Here is a 19,753-nt window from a genome sequence, read left to right on the forward strand (position 1 = left end):
TAAGCCCAGTAAGTGAGCCTCCAATGCAAAGCGGATTTTGGGTATTTTACGGAGCTTCCACAACATAAGATTCCACAAGTGGATACGCCTTCCCCGTCCTCAAAAGGACGGTATCCGTTTCAGCGAGAAATAGAAGAATAATTTATAGCGTGAAGCATATAAAATCTTGAATTTTAAAAAAACGGGCAAGATTCAGGATGAAATCCCCTGTTCTTGCCCGCTTCCTCAAATAGCTATTTCTTCCCCTTCCAGCTATCCTTCAGTGGAACAATTCTGTTGAATACCAGCCGGTCTTCGCCGCTGTGCTTGCTGTCGGCACAGAAATATCCATGGCGCATAAATTGGAATTTCGCCTCCGGCAATGCCCCTTCCACAAATGGCTCCAACAGGCAATTCTTCAGAAGCTTCACCGAATCCGGGTTAATGACATCTCCCCATGTCCCGGTATCTCCCTTAGGACCCTCGTTGTCTTTGAGCAGCTTCTCGTACAGATATACATCTGCCCGAATGCCGTGACCGGCAGATACCCAGTGGAGCGTTCCTTTCACTTTCCGCCCGTTACAGCCGCTTCCGCTCTTCGTTTCAATGTCATAGGTACAGCGCAGCTCAGTGATCTCCCCCGTTGCCGCGTCCTTGATCACTTCATTGCATTTGATAATGTAAGCCCCCTTCAGCCGCACCTCTCCGCCCGTCGTCAGACGGCGAAAGCCCGGAGACGGTTCTTCCATGAAATCCTCCCGCTCGATATATACGACTCCGGAGAAAGGGACCTTTCTTGTGCCTAGCTCTGGATTCTCACTGTTGTTATCTATATCCAGCAATTCAAAGTTCTCTCCGGCTTGCCCGGCATAATTGGTGATCACAACCTTTAAAGGATCAAGCACCGCCATTACACTAGGCGCTTTGGCTTTCAAGTCCTGTCTCAGGCTATGCTCCAGCATCGAGAAGTCAACCATTGTCTGATTTCTGACCATGCCAATCCCCATCACAAAGCTCTTGATGCTCTCCGGCGTAAACCCTCTTCTCCGCAGTCCGCGAAGCGTGGGCAGTCTTGGATCATCCCAGCCTTCCACATAATTGCCGGCAACCAGCTGCCGGAGATAACGTTTGCTGGTGACAACACCGGTCAGGTTAACCCTGCCAAATTCCCTTTGTTTGGGCGCCTCGGCGGTCTCCAGCTCATTCAGCACCCATTCGTACAACGGCCGGTGATCCTTGAATTCCAGAGAGCACAAGGAATGTGTTACGCCTTCAATGGCGTCTTGAATGGGATGGGCAAAATCATACAGCGGATAAATGCACCACGCCTCCCCTGTCCGGTAATGTTCGGCATGAATGATTCTGTACAGTATGGGGTCCCTCAGATTGATGTTGGGCGAGCCCATATCTATTTTGGCCCGCAGCACCCTGGACCCCGAAGGATACTCACCGTTTCTCATTCCGCTGAACAGGCTCAGATTCTCTTCCACCGTGCGCTCCCGGTAAGGGCTGTTCGTTCCCGGTTCGGTTAAAGTCCCTCTGAAGGCGGTGACCTGCTCAGGAGACAAATCACAGACATAGGCTTTGCCCTTGCGGATCAAGGCCACCGCGCTGCTGTAGATTTGCTCCGAATAGTCGGAGCCGTAATAAATATGCTCACCCGGGCTGCAGCCCAGCCACTCGATATCTTCAATGATGGCCTTCACATATTCCATATCTTCTTTCAGCGGGTTGGTATCATCAAAGCGCAGATTAAATACTCCATTGAATCTGCGGGCCATGTCATAGTTGGTATGAATCGCAAACGCGCTGCCGATATGAAGATACCCGTTCGGCTCCGGGGGAAACCTTGTGCAGACCGCTCTGCTGTAGACGCCGCCCTCCACATCTTCCCTGATCAGTTTCTCCATATAGTTCTCTTCATTCTTCTCTTCTGGCATCTCATTTACATTACTCATAGCTAAACCCTCCTGTGTGTGTGCAATAACCGCTCCTAAATAGTAATTCTGCGCAACAAAAAAGAACCTCACCTCCAAGACTTTGCGTCTTGGGGACGAGATTCTCGCGGTACCACCCCAGGTTTATTAATATGTCGCCATATTAAACTCATCAAGTACGGCATTGCTGAAAGCAAGGCTTATACTCTAGCTCTGTAACAGGAGCACCTGTCGTACCATCCCCGGCTGCCGGTTCCGATACGCCGCTCAGAGGCTTGTTTCAACAAAACATTCCCTGCCCCTTTTCAGCATCCGGGGCTCTCTGTGAAGGAATGAAATTATCTACTCTTCTCATCATCGCGTGTCATTATTTTGTATAGAATACCAAACAATCCCTGCCCCTGTAAAGAGGCGGCTTACCCTTCACTGAGCGCGGCCAGCAGGTCCAAGGCTTCCTCATGTTCCGGCTCCAGGACAAGGGCTTTGCGTGTATAATCCAGTGCCGCCTCCAGATCCTCCAGCTCATAGCTGCAAATCGCCAGACAATAGAGCACTGTAATTACCGGCTCTTCCTCACTCTCATGAAGCGAGCGTTCCAGGAACATGCGGGCATCGCGGTACATATCCATTTCAAACAGCAGCAGTCCGCTGTCCAGCGCCAGATCATACCTCTGGGGCATTGGGTAATATCCTGCCCACATCTGCTGTATGCCATGCTGGAGATCCAGCAGTTCTTCGTCATTCGCATCCTCCAGCAGGCTGGAAATACGCTCAGCGCTCTGGATGAACAGCTCAGCATCATATCCGCCGAGACGCCAGAAAGCGAGAATTTGCTGCAGCCCGATGCTATCGAAGTTCTGATCCACCCATACCTTCAGGCTGAAGAAGTCATCCGGTCCGAACCGGTCGACAAATCTCCGGTAAGCCAGCCGGGTATGCACATGGCTCGCCGGATCTTTAAGCTTCAGAATACAGCCAACGTTCAGGTTCTTATAATGATGCGGGGTGAACAGCGAAAGTGCACCCTTTTGCTCAAAAAAGTACTGCATCGCGTGATAATTGGCCGTTAAGGAGATACTTCCGTGATGCATCAGTTTAGGGGGCTCTGCAAACTCCCAGTTCTCCAGCCGGTGATCGCCCTTGTCGGCGGTCAACAGCAGAAAGCCCGCTTGGGACAGACTGTCCAGCCGTTCCATACAAGCCAGCGCCGTAGCCGGGAATAGAATATGGGTATCCTCCAGCTTCTCCCGGTAGTAGTCCGCCACCACGTGATACGGATACGACTTCTCTTCATACCCGGCTGCACGGCTGTAATGATATTCCGGAATGATCCCCTTCAGCACCTCTGAAGTTCCCATCGACTCGGCTTCCTCCGGATACTTTAGGGAAACCTCGCATTCATAAATTTTGCCTTCGTCGATATAGAGCAGTTCTTGCTGAATGCTGTCAAAGAAATAGTTGGCGATTACCAGCAGCGGCTGCTTCAGTCCGCCCACCTGGATCACGTTGCCGCTGTGCGTCAGGTGCAGCTCGGTATCATGGACCGCGTCAAAGCGCGCGAAATCAAGGATTCCCTGCTGAACAAAAGGGATCAGGCCGGGATGCTGCTGCCAGCCGGCAATATTTTTGACCGGCAGATCGCTCATTACATATTGGAATGGAGGCAGCTTAATCCCCGCATAGTCGATCAATTCGCTTAGCTTCTGCAGCACCTGGAAGGCTAGTCTGCCTGCCCCCGCACCCATTTCCAGAATAATAACCGGCTCATCGGTCTGGCCAAGTGCATAACGGTCTTGCAGGAAGCCGAAGATCATCTCAGCATAGGCTGTTCCGATCATCGGGTTGCTCGTAATATATTGCGGAACCTGGTCGTTTTTCCAGGCTTGCAAGCCCAATTCCTCGTAATATGACCGCTGCAGCTCCCAAATCGGCGCTTCACTAAAGCGGTAGCGTTGTTGTTCGCTATTCGTCATGTTCTCTAAACCTGCTCTCTATAATTCTTGTTGAATATTAATAATTATATCCAATATCATGTCCAGTGTCCCACATTCCGCTGCCATTCATAAAAATCGGCTTCCGGCATATATATTCCCATTGATGTATTTTCGGATATGGAAAGGAGCTTAATCTATGGATTCCACTGAACAGGATTCAGCCGGAACAATGAAAATCCCCCAGCCGATAAGAAGCGACGGTGCAGGCAATATCGACCGCGGGCCGCGCGATATTATGCGGGACCGCGAGAACCCGGATATGTTCGTTCCTCCCCCCACGGACAACGGACTGATTCCGAATCTGAAGTTTTCCTTCTCCGATGCCCATATGCAGCTGAACTGCGGCGGCTGGTCACGGGAAGTTACGGTAAGGGAACTGCCTGTCGCCACGACTCTGGCAGCGGTCAATATGAGCCTGACGCCCGGCGGAGTGCGGGAGCTGCACTGGCATCAGCAGGCGGAATGGTCTTATATGCTGATCGGGAGCGCGCGGATCACCTCCGTGGATCAGAACGGCCGCAACTTCATTGCCGACATCGGCCCCGGAGATCTATGGTATTTCCCTCCGGGTATTCCGCATTCCATTCAAGGACTTGCCGAAGGCTGCGAATTCCTGCTCGTCTTTGATGATGGCAGCTTCTCGGATTTGAATACACTGTCGATCTCCGATTGGTTCGCCCATACGCCCAAGGAAGTCCTGGCGGCGAATTTCGGCGTGCCCGCTGCCGCCTTTGACTGCATACCGAACGATCAGGTCTATATCTATCAGGATCAGGTGCCTGGTACAATACAGAGTCAAAAGGTGCAATCGCCTTATGGGGAAATCCCGCTGAGCTTTAAACATCAATTATTGGCCCAGCCTCCACTGAAGACCCCGGGAGGAAGTGTAAGAATCGTCGACTCCTCCAATTTTCCGATCTCCCGGACCATTGCCGCGGCACTGGTGGAGATTGAACCCGGGGCCATGCGGGAACTGCACTGGCACCCGAATAATGATGAGTGGCAATATTATCTTGCCGGGCAAGGACGGATGACCGTCTTCGGGGGAAACGGCGCAGCCCGTACCTTCAATTATAGAGCCGGAGACGTTGGGTATGTCCCTTTTGCTTATGGACATTATATCCAGAATACCGGCACAGACACGCTCTGGTTTCTGGAAATGTTCAAAAGCGACCGCTTCGCCGACGTCTCCCTGAACCAGTGGATGGCCCTGACTCCCCATCAGCTGGTGGGCAGCAATCTGAATGCCGGGCCGGAGCTGCTAAATGCATTGCGTAAGGTGAAATGGCCTGTAGTGGAATATCCGGGCTACGGATTCCCGAAACGCGAGGAGTAACAACAAATAAGGAACGGCTAGGACAATGCTGTCCAGGCCGTTCCTTATTATGCAGATTGATGATTTTATTTGGCTAATCCTTGTTTGGTCAGAATATAACCTGTTCCTTGAGCAGTCATCCCCACGGCATAGCCGCCACTGAACGATGAGGATTCTCCCGTATAGATAAGCTTGGTCAGCAGTTCGCCCTTGGTGTTGATGTAACCATATTTGTCTTTGGAATTGTCGGCCGGGTTGCTGATGCCAACTAAAGCTATGCCTTCTTTGAACGAAAAGGCTCTATTGTATTTCTGGTAACCGATGACCAGCTTGCCTTGTTTATTGATGAAGCCAACTTTACCTGCAGAATTGTATACGCTGGCCAGGCCTTCACTGAAATCACCGGTATTCTCATATTGAAAAGGAAGGCTGAGCTTGCCCTGCTTGTTAATAAATCCCCATTTGCCCTTCGCATTCATCACGGACGCCAGTCCTTCTGAGAAGTCGCTTCCCCCTTTGTACTTAAACGGAATCACTGTTTTTCCCGCCGTATTGATATATCCGTACAGCCCCGCACTGTTCTTCACAAGAGCCAAACCTTGGGAGTATCCTCTCGCTTCGGTGTATTGATAGGGAATAACCAGTTTGCCGGAAGTATTGATAAATCCGATCTTCCCGCCCTTTGGCGCGTAAGCTAATGCCAGTCCGTCCGAAAAATAAAATTCCGAGCTATATTTCTCCGTTAGTGTAGTAACCACCTTGCCTGCCCGGTCAATAAGGGCTTCGCCCGCCCCCTCTGCAAGCACCACATGGGCTACACCACCCGACAGATTTCCGGCGGATGCATATTGGCAGGGAATGGCTACAACTCCCTTCGTGTTAATATAGCCATACCGTCCGGTTGCCGAATCCATCACAACAGCCCGCTGCTCAGCAAAGTCTGTTACTGGCACTATTCCCTCCGGGAGGACAAAAGCCTGTTTGCCGGTACGATCATAATAAACAAGATCTCCAGCGGCCTGCACTGCAAGCAGCAGCCCATGATGAAACTCTGCGTCACTGTTTGGCTTAGCGGTATCAAAGTCAAACGACGTTTGGGAGACATCAATCTGTGCCGGAGAAGGAGCTGCCCATCCGGTTCCCGCAATTGCGGTGGTAAGACTCAAAGTCAATAATGCCATTCCGATTCTTTTGAACATGTCTGAAAGCCTCCACTTCCTTATTTTACCTAATATATAGACGTGTTGATTATGGAAAAAGTTTCGTTGACTGTTGTGCAGCTTCTGTTGCATTCAATGTTAATTGGCCAAAGTTGCTGTATGAATTATTTATTTCGTGAAGTACTAACAGCGTGTAGGAGCTCATATTCTGATAATGGGGAGCGAAGCAGCATCTTGGAGAGGAGATGCCGGTCCGAAGAGCCATTCTTTCACAGGAATGGAGGTCGGACTCATGAGTACAGATCAGCTCATTGCACTGCTCGTTCTTGTCATTATGATCGTACAGCTCGCCGTCAATAAGGGGAAATTCTAAAGAAATGCACTCCTGAATCCGCTTGCTGCCCGGGGTATCACTGGGGCAGCAGGCTTTTTTTCTGATAACAATCTGCCGGACACCGGACAAGCTTCTCGAACAGCGGTTAGCTCAAGCTCGCATTCGCTTAATCTGCACTTCCACAAAAATCCGCATCTTTTTCACTTACTAAAGTTGAGAAACATTAAAAAGTATAGTAATATAAAAAGATGAAGGAGGCGGATTACAATGGCCCAAATGGATAATAGTATGGAGATAGGAATCAGCACTTTTTTGGAAACTACGCCCGACCCGGTGACCGGCAAGGTGATGAGCCATGCGGAAAGACTGCGCGAAGCGGTCGAAGAAATTGTTCTCGCCGATCAGGTCGGCCTTGATGTATATGGAATAGGCGAGCATCACCGTGCAGATTACGCGGGCAGCTCTCCCGCGGTTGTACTCGCGGCAGCTGCGGCTATGACGAAGCAGATCAGATTAACCAGTGCTGTTACCGTTCTGTCCTCAGATGATCCGGTTCGCGTCTATCAAGCCTTTTCTACCCTGGATGGCATTTCGAACGGAAGAGCGGAGATTATGGCAGGCCGGGGGTCGTTTATTGAATCCTTCCCCTTGTTCGGCTACAGCCTGGAGGATTATGACGAATTATTTGAAGAGAATCTGGAGCTGCTGCTGGCAATCCGCGCATCAGAGAAGGTAACCTGGCGCGGCGGCCATCGTCCGGCCATCGATAACCTTGCAGTATACCCCCGCTCCGTTCAGGACCCGCTGCCGGTCTGGATCGCCACCGGGGGAAATCCGGAGTCGGCGATCCGCGCAGGGACGCTGGGGCTTCCGGTCGCTTTCGCCATCATTGGCGGAATGCCGGAGCGGTTTGCTCCGCTAGTGAAGCTTTACAAAGATGCCGCCGCACGCGCCGGTCATGATCCTAGCAAGCTGCAGATTGCCACACATTCACACGGCTTTGTCGGGGAAACCACCGAGCAGGCCGCAGCCTTGTTCTATCCTTCCACCCAGGCCCAAATGAATGTCATTGGCCGGGAACGGGGCTGGAGCCAGCCGTACAACCGCGCAGCGTATGATGATGCCCGCAGCCTGCGTGGAGCTCTATATGTCGGTGACTCCGAATATGTCGCCGAGAAGATTATTTTGCTGCATAAGAACCTGGGCGTTACACGTTTCTTCCTTCACGTCAATGTCGGCACCATGCCGCACCGTGAGGTCATGCGCGCCATCGAGCTGCTCGGCACCAAGGTTGCGCCAATCGTGCGCAAGGAGCTTGCCCGCGGCTAAGTCAATCCTATTAAGTTCTCATACAAAAGGGATGTCCGGTAAGCCAGGAAATACGTGGCCGCCCAGACATCCCTTTTTTTGGGGGTATAAGAATCCATCCTTATCAGCCGCCTACGGAATCAAACACGGCTGATTTTCCGTTTTTGTGAATCTGTATACTCCCATAGTCCTGGGCATTGCCCAGCTCGAAAATCCTCATTCCCTCCAATCTTTTATCCTGATAGTCCATCGTCCCGAGTTCTTCAAGGTTTATTGTGAGCGTCTGATCTTCCGCCTCTGCTTGCAGCGAATTCAGAAATTGGGCTTCCTCTCCTTGAATTACGCTTGAATAATTAACAATCAGGTACTGATCTTCAGCGGCCGGAGAATATAAATACAACCCATTCTTTTCTTTGATCTGCTCAACAAAGCTCTTTGCCCCGTTACCTAGCTGCTCCAGCTTCACTTCATGTACCGGCTCGGCGTCAGTACGGCTGCATCCCGCTAATACCATTACGATAATGGAACAAAGGTATAATAAAGTGCCAGCTTTCTTCATGATTTAACAACTCCCGATTTCCTTGATTTCCTGATTTCCTTCATAAGCTTTAATAAAGTTCATTCATTCCCAGATTATTCGCGAAAAACCCGCAGCAAGTACGGGTTCAGGTTATCAACTAATCTACAATCTGCAAACAGTGATTTGTATAGGGGTGTCCTTAAATTCTTTCATTATGATCTCTTTTACTTTTTCCCATTGCAATTTATCCAGGCCGCAGCCAATTTCAGGCATAGCTATTTGATTGACGGCTTCCTGCAGACATATTTCCTTCATTGCTCTTAAGGACAACGTTAACGTATCATAAGTAGGCTTCTGCCAGTACTTTGACTTCGTTATCAAGTTAAACACTCGCTCCACTTTGTAACATTCACCTACGAGTAATTCATTCCTGTTGGCCTTCTCTTGAAGGGAGGACAGCTTGAATCTTTTCCTAAACTGTACAGCAATTCCAGCCCCCATCTTAGCATCCGCTGAAATACAATGGGCCAGACAGTAATCTTCCGGCATTGAAAACAAGTCTTTCTTTATCTCCTGAAATTCCATCGGCATTCACTCCGTGCAAGGATATAGTGAAATCTATCAATTTTCAAAATCCGTGTTATTTACTTTATTGTACTCTTCCAATAGCTCCTTGTACTTCCCTTCCTGCTGGCTTAACATCCACTCGAACAATGTTCGGACCGCTTCAAAAATATAAGGCTTAATCTTATATGGAATAGCTTGCAGAGTCATCTCATCCTGAACTAAATGCTCATAGAAGCCGACACAAATTGCATTATTCAGATACGGACTTCTCCGGTATTGGTTAAAACACCACTCCGCATAATTATAAATCTTATCTTGTTCTTTCCAATCCTTATTCCTATGTGCTTCAACAAGTCTATCTCTTAACCACACTAATAAAGAATAAATCGAGTCCTCTTTTTCATTAAACTGAAACCTAAGATCATAAAATAACTCAAGCCCTATTCTTCTCCAGGCACTCATGTATCACCTCTATTTGTATTCAGGTTCTGCTACCTTATCTTTAGGATTGTTCCCCGGGAATTTCCGAGATAAAATCCTTAGCTCCAGCCGGAAAAGATTTGGAAGCACTAATAATCACATTACCCGCTTCGTCAAACGTACCGTACTTCACTTCCTCCATTTTCCACAGATCCATGAAATAATTGACCTTCCCGCTGTAATCAGGACGGGTTCCCCACTCTTCTCCATTGGGTTTCATCATATTAATCTTAAACGGGTTTCCGTTTCCGATCTGAAGTACCTCTTTCCCTTGCCATCCCCCCCAGGCCGCTCCATTGATGACTTTATAGTAGGTGGAGATACCTCTGTATTCATAGATAAAGCTATTGCTTTTCCCATATTGAAAATAATAGGTTCCGCCCGCTCCGCCTTCTTGATCCGGGATTAGGTCATCCTGCAGCGTAATACGCGGCAAATCAAGCGCTGCATTTCTGGACTTGACCAGATCGGCACTGACCGAATCCTTCAACAACTCTTGACTCGTCTTATAAATAACTACAGTTTTTGTTGGCGCATCCCATACCACCTTTGCCTTAATCCCTTCCCCAATCCACCGAAAAGGAACATACACCGCTCCATCTCTGATTACAGGAGGCGTCTTAAGCGTTACCCGTTCCCCGCCTACAATGGCTTCCTTGCTGCCCACTGTTAATTTCAGACTATCCTTTGTTACAGAGTCAGTTACCGTGATAGTTTTGGTTTTGCTGTTCCAATCTACATTTACATTTGGAATAAAGGATACCGTACGAATCGGCACTAAGGTTACATTGTTCACTACGATGGGTTTCTGATCGCCCGTCTGCACCCCGTTTATGTTTAAGTGAAGTTCATTTTGAAGCGCAGCTGCCTGGGCAGAGTGCATCGTAAACATAGTACACCCTATAAGAGTACAAATGAGGAGCATCATTTTTTTCTTCATTTTATCTGCCTCCGCAATTAGTTTTCATTATTTATAGACGCCGCTAAAAGGAAATTGTTTCTATAAATTCAAATAGTCCCGTTGCATGTGATTAGTTCGACTATATAAATTGAATTTAAGGATTTTCCATTTTGGCGAGGACGTAACTACGGTGAATATTTGGACTTCCGGCCGCTGTTGTCGTAAGAATTTCTTGATTTAATCCGCTATTTGCGGTGGAAATCCGGTGACAAAGGCGGTCGCTATCGCTCCTACAGTTCCAAAATCCCCCTCCGTTACTTTTGCCTTTTTGGATAGTTATTAAGTTCATTCTATATAATTTGAGAAACGGCAGCAGCAATATCGCCTGCTGCCCTTCGCGCTTATGTATGATTAAGCACAGACCCAATACCTTTCCATTCATAAACTAATAGGTTCAATTCAGAACCTGCAATCTTCACCTTTTCCGTTTGAATCCATTCAGCACCAAAGGCTTCATAGAAGTAACGAGATTTGTTGCCCTCCAAAACCTCAACAAATACCCTGTTTATACTCAGCTTTTCAAATTGTAAAAATAGTATTCTTAAAAGCTGCCTTCCTATCCCCAATCCTTGATATTGTTCAAGGACATAAATCGAGGTTAAGTCCCCTGAGTTTTCTACTGTATTCGTTTCTCTTTTTCCGCCATCGGCAAATCCAATAACTTCTCCAAGGTTATTTTCTGCTACAAAGACATAATTATCATCTTTTGATAAATTCCTCATCCATAATCTGGTCCTCTGTTCATAAGAAGCTTCTCTAAAAATTCGTCAGGCATTATATTTCTATAAGTGGTTCTCCAACAATCCACATGTACTTTTGCTATCCCTTTAGCATCTGAAATCTTGGATTCTCTAATAATCATTGCTAACCCCCTCTGGATATTACCAATCCATCCAATTTTATTTAACGCATATTTTACCATGTTCAGTTAGGGCGTGTCTTCAAACCACTTCACTCGCCAAAACCTGCTGATGTATGCATTCTAAGGAATCACGGGTACAGTACCATTTTCCGATCACACGCGATGAAAGGCGTTTCGTCACTAGGTAGTTTTTTCGGTGGAGGCTTACGTCTCGGGGTTTCAGAGACTTCGCTCTTCTTCCGAAGACGTGTGTGTGTCTGGAAAGTGTATTCCTGGCAGTACAAACGGACCGATCTGCACTTATTTGGGGCTTTTAGCCTGTTACAGTAGGGAAACGGACTCCAGTGCAGTTATTTCTCCCCGATGGCCATTTTTAGATAGAATGCAGCGCAGATAAGGTCCGCTGGGTCCGCAAAAGAGAATAAACAGAGGTTTTACTCTTCATAGCGTCTCCTGAGTCCGAGTAAACGAACCCGCTGCGGGCTTGAGGGACCCTACCTTCAATACTAAATCCCTGCTTCCCCAGAGCTCTTCCAGTTTAAAGACACTCTCTAGTGCCCCCACTTAGTCAGCTTCATTTAAGAACTACAAAAAACCAGCCCTCAATGGGCTGGTTCGCTGCAAGGTTAGCTAATGGAACGACAGCCGCCCGCCAATTTGGCGGATATGGTTTACGTCGGCCCACAGTATAAAATAATTGTAGAACATTTCCCCGATTTGGACTGGGCGGGGGTATGCCCTTCATACCTCACTTCGCTGACCGGGCGCCAGTCTGAGGGATACGGAAAGGATACCCGGTACACGGAGTTTGTGTAGATGCTTTTCGGCACCCTGACACGAGGAGACCATTGCAGGGCGGTAATATGACCACCGCTGAGGACATTCACCAGCATCGGCGCTCTGATATCGACAATCCAGAGTTGAGCTGCTCTTCCTGCATCAGTGCATCCCGATAAATACGCGATACCGCTGCCTTCCGGTGACCAGCTGACGGGAGTCGCGAAACAATCCGAAGCCGCTATAGTCTTCTGCTGCTGACCGGTACGGCTGTCCATTTGGATGAGAGAATAATAATTCGGTGCCTTATAATCGGTTGCGCTATAAGCGATGGTTCGGGAGTCCGGGGACCATGCTGGAAAATAGTTTTTGGCGAGCGGTCCCCCTTCCAGCGTGTAGATGGTGCCGGTGGCCAGATCCACCGTGGAAATGATTGAGATGCTGCTGCCGGGAAACGTATAAAGCGCGAAGGCTCCGTCCGGGGAAAGCCGAACATCATGCAGCGGCCCTTCCGTATTCTGCGTGATTTGTCTCCTGACTGTACCATCTGTCCGGATGCGGTAGAGCTGGGTGTTGCCGGTGGAATCCGGAGCAGCAAACAAAAGCTCCGTGCCCGAAGGGAACCATTGGACATCACTGGCATCCGGCTCCGGGATGCTATTGCTGTTATGGGAGAATGTATCGTAGATGACGATTCGCCCGTTTTTGACATACGCCAGAAATTTGCTGTCGGGGGACCAATCCAGCAGCGTGTAGGGTTCGATTTGGTCGATCCGGGCAGCCCTAAACGTGACGGTATCTATTAGGTAGACCACGTTGCCAACGCCAATGAAAGCGACTCTCCTGCTGTCAGGAGACCAATAAGGAACGGAAAACTCTGCACCCAGTCCCTTGGTAAGTTGAAAATTAAAACCGTCCTGCGGTCGGTACAGCCAAATGTCGAACGTTCCGGCGCGGTCCGACGTGTAGGCGATCCGTCCTTGAACATAATCATGAGGAACAGCTTGCACGGCCAACATCCTCTCCTGAATCATCTTATCTTTCAAATGTATTCAGTGGAGGGCGATTAGGCTACAGTCCCGGACCGGCGGTTTATTTATAGATCAGACCCCGCCTTCATTGAACTCCTCTCTTCCAGAAAAAAACACAACGGCCTTGGTCCATGAACTTCAGGACCAAGGCCGGTTTACGGCTTTAATAAGCCTAACGTACTATTTCTCTTCCGTTCCCACGCTTGAAATGAAAAACTCATATTCAAGACTTTGCTCTGCAGGGATGGTGTATTCCTTATATACTGGCGCGCCCCAGCTATCGTCTCCGCCTACGCCCATTTGTCTTCCTGCTACTGTCACTACGGTGTAATGAACCGCCGGAAGCTCGAACGCATGGCTGGCATGCTCCAGCTCGAATGCGGTATACGGCGACAAATTACATTCCACAGGCGCGGTTGCCGGGGCCGAGATTTGCAGGCCCACTCCCGATTTATCGGTAATCTTCACGCGGCGTACTCCGGTACGGTTACCGGATTCCTGCGGAACAAGGTAGCGGGACGGCAGCTCCTGTACGCTCCGGCTGAACACGCCGAGTCTGGCACCGTACGCACGGTCGATATAATTCTCTTCCGGTCCCATCGCATACCATTCCGTCTGGTCGTAGTCCGCCGGCATTTTGAAGGACAATGCCAGGATCGGCAGATCCGGAAGCCCGGCAGCGCCGTTGTAGCGGGTACGCACCCGCACCTTTCCGTCGCCGTAGACCGTATAGGCGGTTTGAACCGACAGCCCGGGATGGATACTGAACCGGTAATCAAAGCTCACCGTGACTGCACCATCCTCCTGTGCAAGGCTCACCTCTACACATTTACGCGACAGGCTTGCAGCATACCAGCATCCGGCATTGTAGCCGAGATTGGTTCCTTTGTCGTTGTCGGTCGCCGCCCGCCAGAACAGCGGGGCCGGAGGAGCCGCAATCATTTCGCGGCCGTGGATGTTCAAGGACACCAGAGAACCAGCCTGTTTAGAGAACAGCACGGTGAAGCCCTCGCCGAGGACGCCGATTTGCACATCCCCTTCCACAACCTTCAGTTGGCCGGCTGGCTGCTCCGCTTCAGCTTCCTCTTGCACTACGAAGATGGACTCTCCAAAGGCAATTTCATATCCGGCCTTGGCCCAGAGCTCCGCATCCTTCAGCAGCAATGAGGCCTGAATGCTGTATTCGCCCGGTTTTCCGTCTGCTTGCGGCAGCTCGACCGGCACCAGCACCTCGCTTTGCGGCGCGGCATTGACGTCAGTTGTCCAAGCGCCGAGCAGCTCGCCTTCACGATACAGCCGGTATTCCAATGCCAGATGTCCGGTTCCTGCGAACAAGCTCTCATTAATGAGCCGAATGCCTGTTTTTCCAGGCTCCAGCTTGTAGTTCTGGTACAGGAATTTAACCTCCTGCATCTTCGGCGTCCACTGCCGGTCGGCGTAGACAATGCCATTGCCGCAGAAGCTGTAGTCCGTCGGACGGTCCTGGAAATCGCCGCCGTAAGCAAAATACTCGCGGCCATAGCGATCCTTAGTAATAATCGACTGATCGATATAATCCCAAATGAAGCCACCCTGGTACATCGGGTACTTATTCTCCAGCTCCGTGTACTTATGCATGCCGCCCACCGAATTGCCCATCGCATGCATGTATTCGCAGCTGAGATAAGGCTTGTCCGGGTTGCTGTTCAAATACTCTTCGATATCCGCCGGTTTGGCATACATCCGGCTCTCCATATCGCTTGTGGCATTGTAATTACGGTCATAGAACACACCTTCATAATGGACAAGACGGCTATTATCACGGCTGCGGAACCAATTCGCAACATCCAGAATGACCTGACCCGCATACGACTCGTTGCCGCAGGACCAGATTAGAATGGATGGATGATTCTTATCCCGTTCCAGCATAGACTCTGCCCGGTCCAGCACGATATCGCGCCAATTCGGATCGTTGCCGGGAATGTTCCAAGAAGGCTCAACAGCCCCCATCTTTTGCCACGAACCATGGGTTTCCAGATTCATTTCGTCGATGACGTAAATGCCGTATTCATCGCACAGCTCATACCATAGTGTTTGGTTGGGATAATGCGACGTACGTACGGCGTTAATGTTGCTGCGCTTCAGCGTACGGATGTCCCACATCATGTCCTCACGGGTAATCGTCCGGCCGGTGCGGCAGTTGAATTCATGCCGGTTGACGCCTTTGAATACAATCCGCTTGCCGTTGATGCACATCAGCTTGTTCTTCAGTTCGAACCGGCGGAACCCCGTCTTCTGGACAATCGCTTCAATGAGCTTCCCCTGTGCATCGAGCAGCGAGATGCAGAGTGAATACAGATACGGATTCTCTGCACTCCATGTCAGAACATCCGCAATGTCTCCAGACAAGGTCAGTTCACGTCCGCTGAACCCGCCCTCCGCACTCAGACGGACCTGTCCTGCTTTATCCTTGAGCTCAATTCTTGCGCTAACGTTCTCCTGCGGAGTATCCAGCAGCTGCATTTGAACATTCAGGCTTCCTTGCGTATAAGTATCGTCAAGCTCCGCCCGCACCGCGAGATCCCGGATATGTTGCTTCGGAACAGTATACAAATAGACTTCGCGGAAAATACCCGAGAACCGCCAGAAATCCTGATCCTCCAGCCAGCCTCCGGTACTGCGCTGGTATACCTCGACGGCCAGCTTGTTTTTGCCTGTACGCACATACGGGGTCAGATCAAATTCCGACGGTGTAAAGCTATCCTCGGCATAACCGACAAATTCCCCGTTAAGCCAGACATAAAAAGCCGACTCCACCCCTTGGAAGGAGATATAGAGCGGTCCGTCCTCCAGGTTCGCCGGGAGACGGAATTCCTTCACATAACTGCCGACCGGGTTATGCTCCTGCGGGATATGCGGCGGGCGGACATCACTTAGTCCATCCCACGGATACATCGTATTGACATATTGTGGCCGGCCGAAGCCCTGCAGCTGGATATGTCCGGGAACCTGGATGCTGTCCCATGCGGAGCAATTATAGGATTCCGCAAAAAACGGCTCTACACGGCTGGCCGGATTCGGCGCATAGCTGAATTTCCAGCTGCCGTTCAGGCTATAGCGCATATCCATCGGCGCACCCGCCTCTGCCTTAGCCATGCCTGCATAATAACGGTGGTCCGAATGGGCCTCGAGCCGGTTCACCTTGAACACACCCGGGTCCTCCAGCCAGCTCAAACTTGGGGTAACTGCCAATTTCATTTCCTCCTTTAGAACGTGAACATAAGAATGTTAGCTGCTTCATTCTTATGTTCAGCTTATTAGTCATTGTTATTTCACGGAACCCACCATGCCGGCAACGAACTGCTTCTGCATCAGGAAGAAGACAAGTGCTGTCGGAAGCGTTGAGATGACAACCGCGGCCATAATCACGCCGAAATCCGGCGAATAGCTGGAGCCGAGATTGGAGATCAGCAGCGGAATTGTCCGTTTCTCCGGGGTCTGCAGCACAATCAGCGGCCAGAGGTAATTATTCCAGCTGGACATGAACGTAATAATGGCGGCAGCCGAGTAAGTTGTCTTCATGGTCGGAACATAAATTCGGAAGAACAATCCCAGCTCCGACAATCCGTCCATCCGGCCGGCTTCCAGAAGTTCCCGCGGAAACATCTTGGAGCTCTGACGGAAAAAGAAGATCAGAAACGCCGTTGTGAAGGTCGGAAGAACGACCGCGGCCATCGTGTTGACTCCAATGAGCGGAGCTGTAGCGGACAGCTTTGAGAACATTTGATAGAGCGGTACCATCAACGCGGCGAAAGGAATCATCATGGATAACAATAACAAATTGAAGACGATATCCTTTGCTTTGCTGCGATAAATTTCGAATCCGTATCCGGCCAGTGATGAGATCAGCAAGGCCAGAATCGTTGTCGTCACAGAGATTTTGAGCGTGTTCCACAGAGCAGGCACAAGATTGATTGAATCCGTCAGTTTCTTGATATTCTCGATCAAATGACTTCCGGGAAGCATTCTTCCCTGAGTTACATCTACCGAAAGGTTCGTCGCACTAATAATCATCCACAAAAACGGGAAGATCGAAACGATCGCTACAATGGACAGAAACACATAAATAGGTGCGCGGCGTAAGGTTCTCATTACTTATCATCACCTGCCAATTTGATTTGAAGGAAGGCCAGTACAATAATCATGACAACGATGGAGTAAGACACAGTAGCTGCGTATCCAAAGTCAGGGGTGTACTTGAACGAAAGGTTATATATATATTGGGAAATGGAGAGTGTCGCGTTGCCGGGACCTCCCTTAGTAATATTCATGATTTCATCGAACAATTGCAGCGTCCCGATAGTCGAGGTGATCGACGTAAAGAGAATAATCGGCTTAAGCAACGGAGCGGTGATCGAGAAAAATTGTCTGACCCCCGAGGCGCCGTCAATCCGCGCGGCTTCATAAATGGAGTTGTCGATGTTCTGCAGCGACGAGAGGAAGAAGATCATGTTGTATCCCGTCCACCGCCATGTAATTGCGATAATAATTGTGACCTTTGCCCAGAAGGGATCGGAGATCCACTGAATCGGTTCGGATAACAAATGCATGTTCATTAAAGCCAGATTCACCAGTCCGTCATTACCAAACAGATATTTGAATACGACGGAGTATGCCACAAGCGAGGTTACGCAAGGCAGGAAAATAGCGGTACGGAAAAACCCTTTGAAGCGCAGCTTACTGTCATTAAGGAGCACCGAAATAATCATCGCAAAAGTGATCATGAGCGGTACTTGCACAATCAGGAACAGAAAGGTATTCTTTACGGCGGTAAAGAAGGTTTTGTCGCTGAGCAGCCGCTTATAGTTGCTTAATCCGTCAAAATGAAGATTGGCTCCTGCGCCCGTTTTGAAGGAGAGCAGCAAAGCCTGAATCATCGGATAAAAGTAGAACAAGCAAATCATGAGGACGGCCACAGCAATAAATAACCAGCCGGTAAGCTTAGCGCGGTTGCGCATGGTATGGTTCACAGCTCTCAATCCTTTCTCTATACAGGCGTGAATCGGAAAACGGATAAGCCGCCGTCCCCCCGCCAAGGCTTAAATCGGCCGGTACGGGGGGACAGCGGAGTAATCAGGTGCTACAGGGGTTACTGGATTTGAGACTCCGCTTGGGACTGAGCATCGCCGAGCGCTTTATTTATATCCGTACCGTTCAGGTAATTCTGCATTTCAACCTTGAGGATATCCTCGATAGCATAGGTGTGCATGCCGTAGTTAACATTCGGAATTTCCGCAGTCCATTTTGCGAAGTCGGAAATGACCTTTTGTCCGCCAAAGTAGTTGTCTGCGGCAGTGTAAGCTTCGCCTTCAGCAGCCGGTTTATAGGTTCCGATAACGCCAACGTCGGTCACAAGCTTCTGGTACAGGTCAGTGTCGGAGCCGAGTGTTGCGCCCAGGAATTCAATTGCCGCTTCTTTGCCGTCGTTGTTAAGTACATACCAGGAGCTGCCGCCCAGGTTGGAGGCATGCACGGAGCCTGTCGCATTTTTCAATTTAGGGAATGGTACAACCGCCCATTTACCGGACTGGTCAGCTGCCGATTTCACCGATGGTGTAATCCAGTTGCCTGTTGGAATGGATGCAACGGCACCGCTGTTGAAGCCGGCGAGGAACGAGCTCCAGTCGGAGTTAACCTTAACGATATCCGCAGACATCAGCTCTTTATAGCTTTCGAACGCTTCCTTCAGTACAGCATTGTCCTTCAGGTCAGGTGTTGTACCATCGCTCTTCAGATACCAGGAGCCGGCGGATTGGATCATCATCCGGATCAGCCCCAGATCGTTCGGGTCCTGGGTCAGCATATCTTTGCCGGTTTTAGCTTTTACCGCTTTGCCGATCTCAATGTACTTCTGCCAGTCGATATCCTGCAGATCGTCAACTGTGTAGCCCGCTTCCTGCAAATAGTCTGTGCGAACATACAGGCCTACAACCCCGGAGTCGAAAGGAACGCCATATTGCTTGCCGTTAAAGCTGGTTGGTCCGATCTTATAATCGGCGAAATCAGCGGGTTTAATGGCGTCACCGAGCTCCTGAAATGAGTCTGGATACGTTTGCAAAAAGCTTTGAGCACGGTAATCTTCAATCAGAACGATATTCGGCAGACCCGATGCGCTTCCCGAGTTGAGGCCGGTGTTCAGCTTCTGGATAATATCATCCTGGGCATATTCGATAACGTTGATTTTAGCATCCGCGTGGTCTTTCACATACGCATCCTTCGCCAGATTCATCGCGGCGATATTAAAGTTTTTGTCCCATGCCCAGACCGTGATCTCCTTGGAGGTGCCTGTAGCCTCCCCATTGTTGGTATTTGCCTGGTTATTGGCGTTACTGGAGCAGGCTGTCAGCAGCATAAAGCCGGCGAGCAGAAGAGCAGTAGCTTTTTTCTTCATGATGTATATCCCCCTAACGTATATTTGAAAGTGCTTTCTTTATCAAGAATATCATCCTGGTCCTTCATTTCGTTAGAAATTAATTTAGTTAAAATAGT

At 49.7% G+C, this 19,753-nt stretch carries 17 protein-coding genes and 1 other annotated feature; of the genes, 3 read left to right on the forward strand and 14 right to left on the reverse strand.

Going from position 1 to position 19,753, the window contains the following annotated elements; genetic code table 11:
* Positions 1 to 233 precede the first annotated feature (233 nt).
* Entirely contained in the window at positions 234 to 1,937 is a 1,704-nt protein-coding gene (locus tag H70357_RS29740; RefSeq protein ID WP_038596743.1) for a glutamine--tRNA ligase/YqeY domain fusion protein, read from the reverse strand.
* A gap of 88 nt (positions 1,938 to 2,025) precedes the next feature.
* Positions 2,026 to 2,283 (reverse strand) — a binding site (T-box leader).
* Between the two features lie 49 nt (positions 2,284 to 2,332).
* The gene (locus tag H70357_RS29745; RefSeq protein WP_038596745.1) at positions 2,333 to 3,889 is read right to left on the reverse strand and encodes a tetratricopeptide repeat protein; all 1,557 of its coding nucleotides are present in this window, start codon (positions 3,887 to 3,889) and stop codon (positions 2,333 to 2,335) included.
* A gap of 157 nt (positions 3,890 to 4,046) precedes the next feature.
* Here H70357_RS29745 and H70357_RS29750 point away from each other — a divergent pair, with 157 nt between their 5' ends.
* The gene (locus H70357_RS29750; protein ID WP_038596747.1) at positions 4,047 to 5,246 is read left to right on the forward strand and encodes an oxalate decarboxylase family bicupin; all 1,200 of its coding nucleotides are present in this window, start codon (positions 4,047 to 4,049) and stop codon (positions 5,244 to 5,246) included.
* A 65-nt stretch (positions 5,247 to 5,311) separates the two neighbouring features.
* Here the strand turns inward: H70357_RS29750 and H70357_RS29755 are convergent, their stop codons facing one another.
* Positions 5,312 to 6,424, reverse strand: a complete 1,113-nt coding sequence (locus H70357_RS29755) for a WG repeat-containing protein (protein WP_038596751.1) — start codon at positions 6,422 to 6,424, stop codon at positions 5,312 to 5,314.
* Positions 6,425 to 6,599: 175 nt separating this feature from the next.
* Here H70357_RS29755 and H70357_RS36135 point away from each other — a divergent pair, with 175 nt between their 5' ends.
* Complete coding sequence (locus H70357_RS36135; RefSeq protein ID WP_156130961.1) at positions 6,600 to 6,758, forward strand: hypothetical protein; 159 nt, start codon at positions 6,600 to 6,602, stop codon at positions 6,756 to 6,758.
* 228 nt (positions 6,759 to 6,986) lie between these two features.
* Positions 6,987 to 8,048, forward strand: a complete 1,062-nt coding sequence (locus H70357_RS29760) for an LLM class flavin-dependent oxidoreductase (RefSeq protein ID WP_038596754.1) — start codon at positions 6,987 to 6,989, stop codon at positions 8,046 to 8,048.
* A 103-nt stretch (positions 8,049 to 8,151) separates the two neighbouring features.
* Here H70357_RS29760 and H70357_RS29765 read toward each other — a convergent pair whose 3' ends face one another.
* From H70357_RS29765 to H70357_RS29810, 11 genes are all read right to left on the reverse strand, one after another.
* Entirely contained in the window at positions 8,152 to 8,586 is a 435-nt protein-coding gene (locus H70357_RS29765; RefSeq protein WP_038596757.1) for a hypothetical protein, read from the reverse strand.
* Positions 8,587 to 8,709: 123 nt separating this feature from the next.
* On the reverse strand, positions 8,710 to 9,132 hold the full coding sequence (locus H70357_RS29770) for a macro domain-containing protein (protein ID WP_038596760.1): 423 nt from the start codon (positions 9,130 to 9,132) through the stop codon (positions 8,710 to 8,712).
* 36 nt (positions 9,133 to 9,168) lie between these two features.
* Positions 9,169 to 9,576: a DUF7674 family protein gene (locus H70357_RS29775; RefSeq protein WP_038596762.1), complete on the reverse strand. Its 408-nt coding sequence runs from the start codon at positions 9,574 to 9,576 to the stop codon at positions 9,169 to 9,171.
* Between the two features lie 40 nt (positions 9,577 to 9,616).
* Positions 9,617 to 10,486, reverse strand: coding sequence for a copper amine oxidase N-terminal domain-containing protein (locus H70357_RS34650; protein ID WP_197073628.1), 870 nt, complete (start codon positions 10,484 to 10,486; stop codon positions 9,617 to 9,619).
* A gap of 410 nt (positions 10,487 to 10,896) precedes the next feature.
* Positions 10,897 to 11,277 carry a GNAT family N-acetyltransferase gene (locus H70357_RS29785; protein ID WP_331281744.1) on the reverse strand — a complete coding sequence of 127 codons (381 nt, stop codon included), beginning with the start codon at positions 11,275 to 11,277 and terminating at the stop codon, positions 10,897 to 10,899.
* Positions 11,274 to 11,417, reverse strand: coding sequence for a hypothetical protein (locus tag H70357_RS36985; protein ID WP_331281745.1), 144 nt, complete (start codon positions 11,415 to 11,417; stop codon positions 11,274 to 11,276). The genes H70357_RS29785 and H70357_RS36985 overlap by 4 nt, the downstream gene beginning before the upstream one ends.
* A 671-nt stretch (positions 11,418 to 12,088) precedes the next feature.
* Positions 12,089 to 13,213 (reverse strand): hypothetical protein, encoded by a 1,125-nt coding sequence (locus H70357_RS29790; protein WP_231578338.1) that lies wholly within the window; start codon positions 13,211 to 13,213, stop codon positions 12,089 to 12,091.
* 192 nt (positions 13,214 to 13,405) lie between these two features.
* Positions 13,406 to 16,462: a beta-galactosidase, LacZ type gene (locus H70357_RS29795; RefSeq protein WP_038596765.1), complete on the reverse strand. Its 3,057-nt coding sequence runs from the start codon at positions 16,460 to 16,462 to the stop codon at positions 13,406 to 13,408.
* 69 nt (positions 16,463 to 16,531) lie between these two features.
* Positions 16,532 to 17,356 carry a carbohydrate ABC transporter permease gene (locus H70357_RS29800; RefSeq protein ID WP_038596768.1) on the reverse strand — a complete coding sequence of 275 codons (825 nt, stop codon included), beginning with the start codon at positions 17,354 to 17,356 and terminating at the stop codon, positions 16,532 to 16,534.
* On the reverse strand, positions 17,356 to 18,222 hold the full coding sequence (locus H70357_RS29805) for a carbohydrate ABC transporter permease (protein WP_038600839.1): 867 nt from the start codon (positions 18,220 to 18,222) through the stop codon (positions 17,356 to 17,358). Before H70357_RS29805 ends, H70357_RS29800 begins: the two co-directional genes overlap by 1 nt.
* A gap of 131 nt (positions 18,223 to 18,353) precedes the next feature.
* Complete coding sequence (locus H70357_RS29810; protein ID WP_038596770.1) at positions 18,354 to 19,655, reverse strand: ABC transporter substrate-binding protein; 1,302 nt, start codon at positions 19,653 to 19,655, stop codon at positions 18,354 to 18,356.
* Positions 19,656 to 19,753 lie beyond the last annotated feature (98 nt).

Source organism: Paenibacillus sp. FSL H7-0357 (genome assembly GCF_000758525.1).
Taxonomy (GTDB): domain Bacteria; phylum Bacillota; class Bacilli; order Paenibacillales; family Paenibacillaceae; genus Paenibacillus_AQ.

Bases quoted from the DNA above. Each gene is read 5' to 3' on its own strand.
- H70357_RS29790 (WP_231578338.1), bottom strand. From the start codon at position 13,213: ATGTTGGCCGTGCAAGCTGTTCCTCATGATTATGTTCAAGGACGGATC.
- H70357_RS29785 (WP_331281744.1), bottom strand. From the start codon at position 11,277: ATGAGGAATTTATCAAAAGATGATAATTATGTCTTTGTAGCAGAAAAT.
- H70357_RS29805 (WP_038600839.1), bottom strand. From the start codon at position 18,222: ATGCGCAACCGCGCTAAGCTTACCGGCTGGTTATTTATTGCTGTGGCC.
- H70357_RS29755 (WP_038596751.1), bottom strand. From the start codon at position 6,424: ATGTTCAAAAGAATCGGAATGGCATTATTGACTTTGAGTCTTACCACC.
- H70357_RS29775 (WP_038596762.1), bottom strand. From the start codon at position 9,576: ATGAGTGCCTGGAGAAGAATAGGGCTTGAGTTATTTTATGATCTTAGG.
- H70357_RS34650 (WP_197073628.1), bottom strand. From the start codon at position 10,486: ATGTTTACGATGCACTCTGCCCAGGCAGCTGCGCTTCAAAATGAACTT.
- H70357_RS36985 (WP_331281745.1), bottom strand. From the start codon at position 11,417: ATGATTATTAGAGAATCCAAGATTTCAGATGCTAAAGGGATAGCAAAA.
- H70357_RS29765 (WP_038596757.1), bottom strand. From the start codon at position 8,586: ATGAAGAAAGCTGGCACTTTATTATACCTTTGTTCCATTATCGTAATG.
- H70357_RS36135 (WP_156130961.1), top strand. From the start codon at position 6,600: ATGGGGAGCGAAGCAGCATCTTGGAGAGGAGATGCCGGTCCGAAGAGC.
- H70357_RS29760 (WP_038596754.1), top strand. From the start codon at position 6,987: ATGGCCCAAATGGATAATAGTATGGAGATAGGAATCAGCACTTTTTTG.
- H70357_RS29745 (WP_038596745.1), bottom strand. From the start codon at position 3,889: ATGACGAATAGCGAACAACAACGCTACCGCTTTAGTGAAGCGCCGATT.
- H70357_RS29800 (WP_038596768.1), bottom strand. From the start codon at position 17,356: ATGAGAACCTTACGCCGCGCACCTATTTATGTGTTTCTGTCCATTGTA.
- H70357_RS29750 (WP_038596747.1), top strand. From the start codon at position 4,047: ATGGATTCCACTGAACAGGATTCAGCCGGAACAATGAAAATCCCCCAG.
- H70357_RS29770 (WP_038596760.1), bottom strand. From the start codon at position 9,132: ATGGAATTTCAGGAGATAAAGAAAGACTTGTTTTCAATGCCGGAAGAT.
- H70357_RS29740 (WP_038596743.1), bottom strand. From the start codon at position 1,937: ATGAGTAATGTAAATGAGATGCCAGAAGAGAAGAATGAAGAGAACTAT.
- H70357_RS29810 (WP_038596770.1), bottom strand. From the start codon at position 19,655: ATGAAGAAAAAAGCTACTGCTCTTCTGCTCGCCGGCTTTATGCTGCTG.
- H70357_RS29795 (WP_038596765.1), bottom strand. From the start codon at position 16,462: ATGAAATTGGCAGTTACCCCAAGTTTGAGCTGGCTGGAGGACCCGGGT.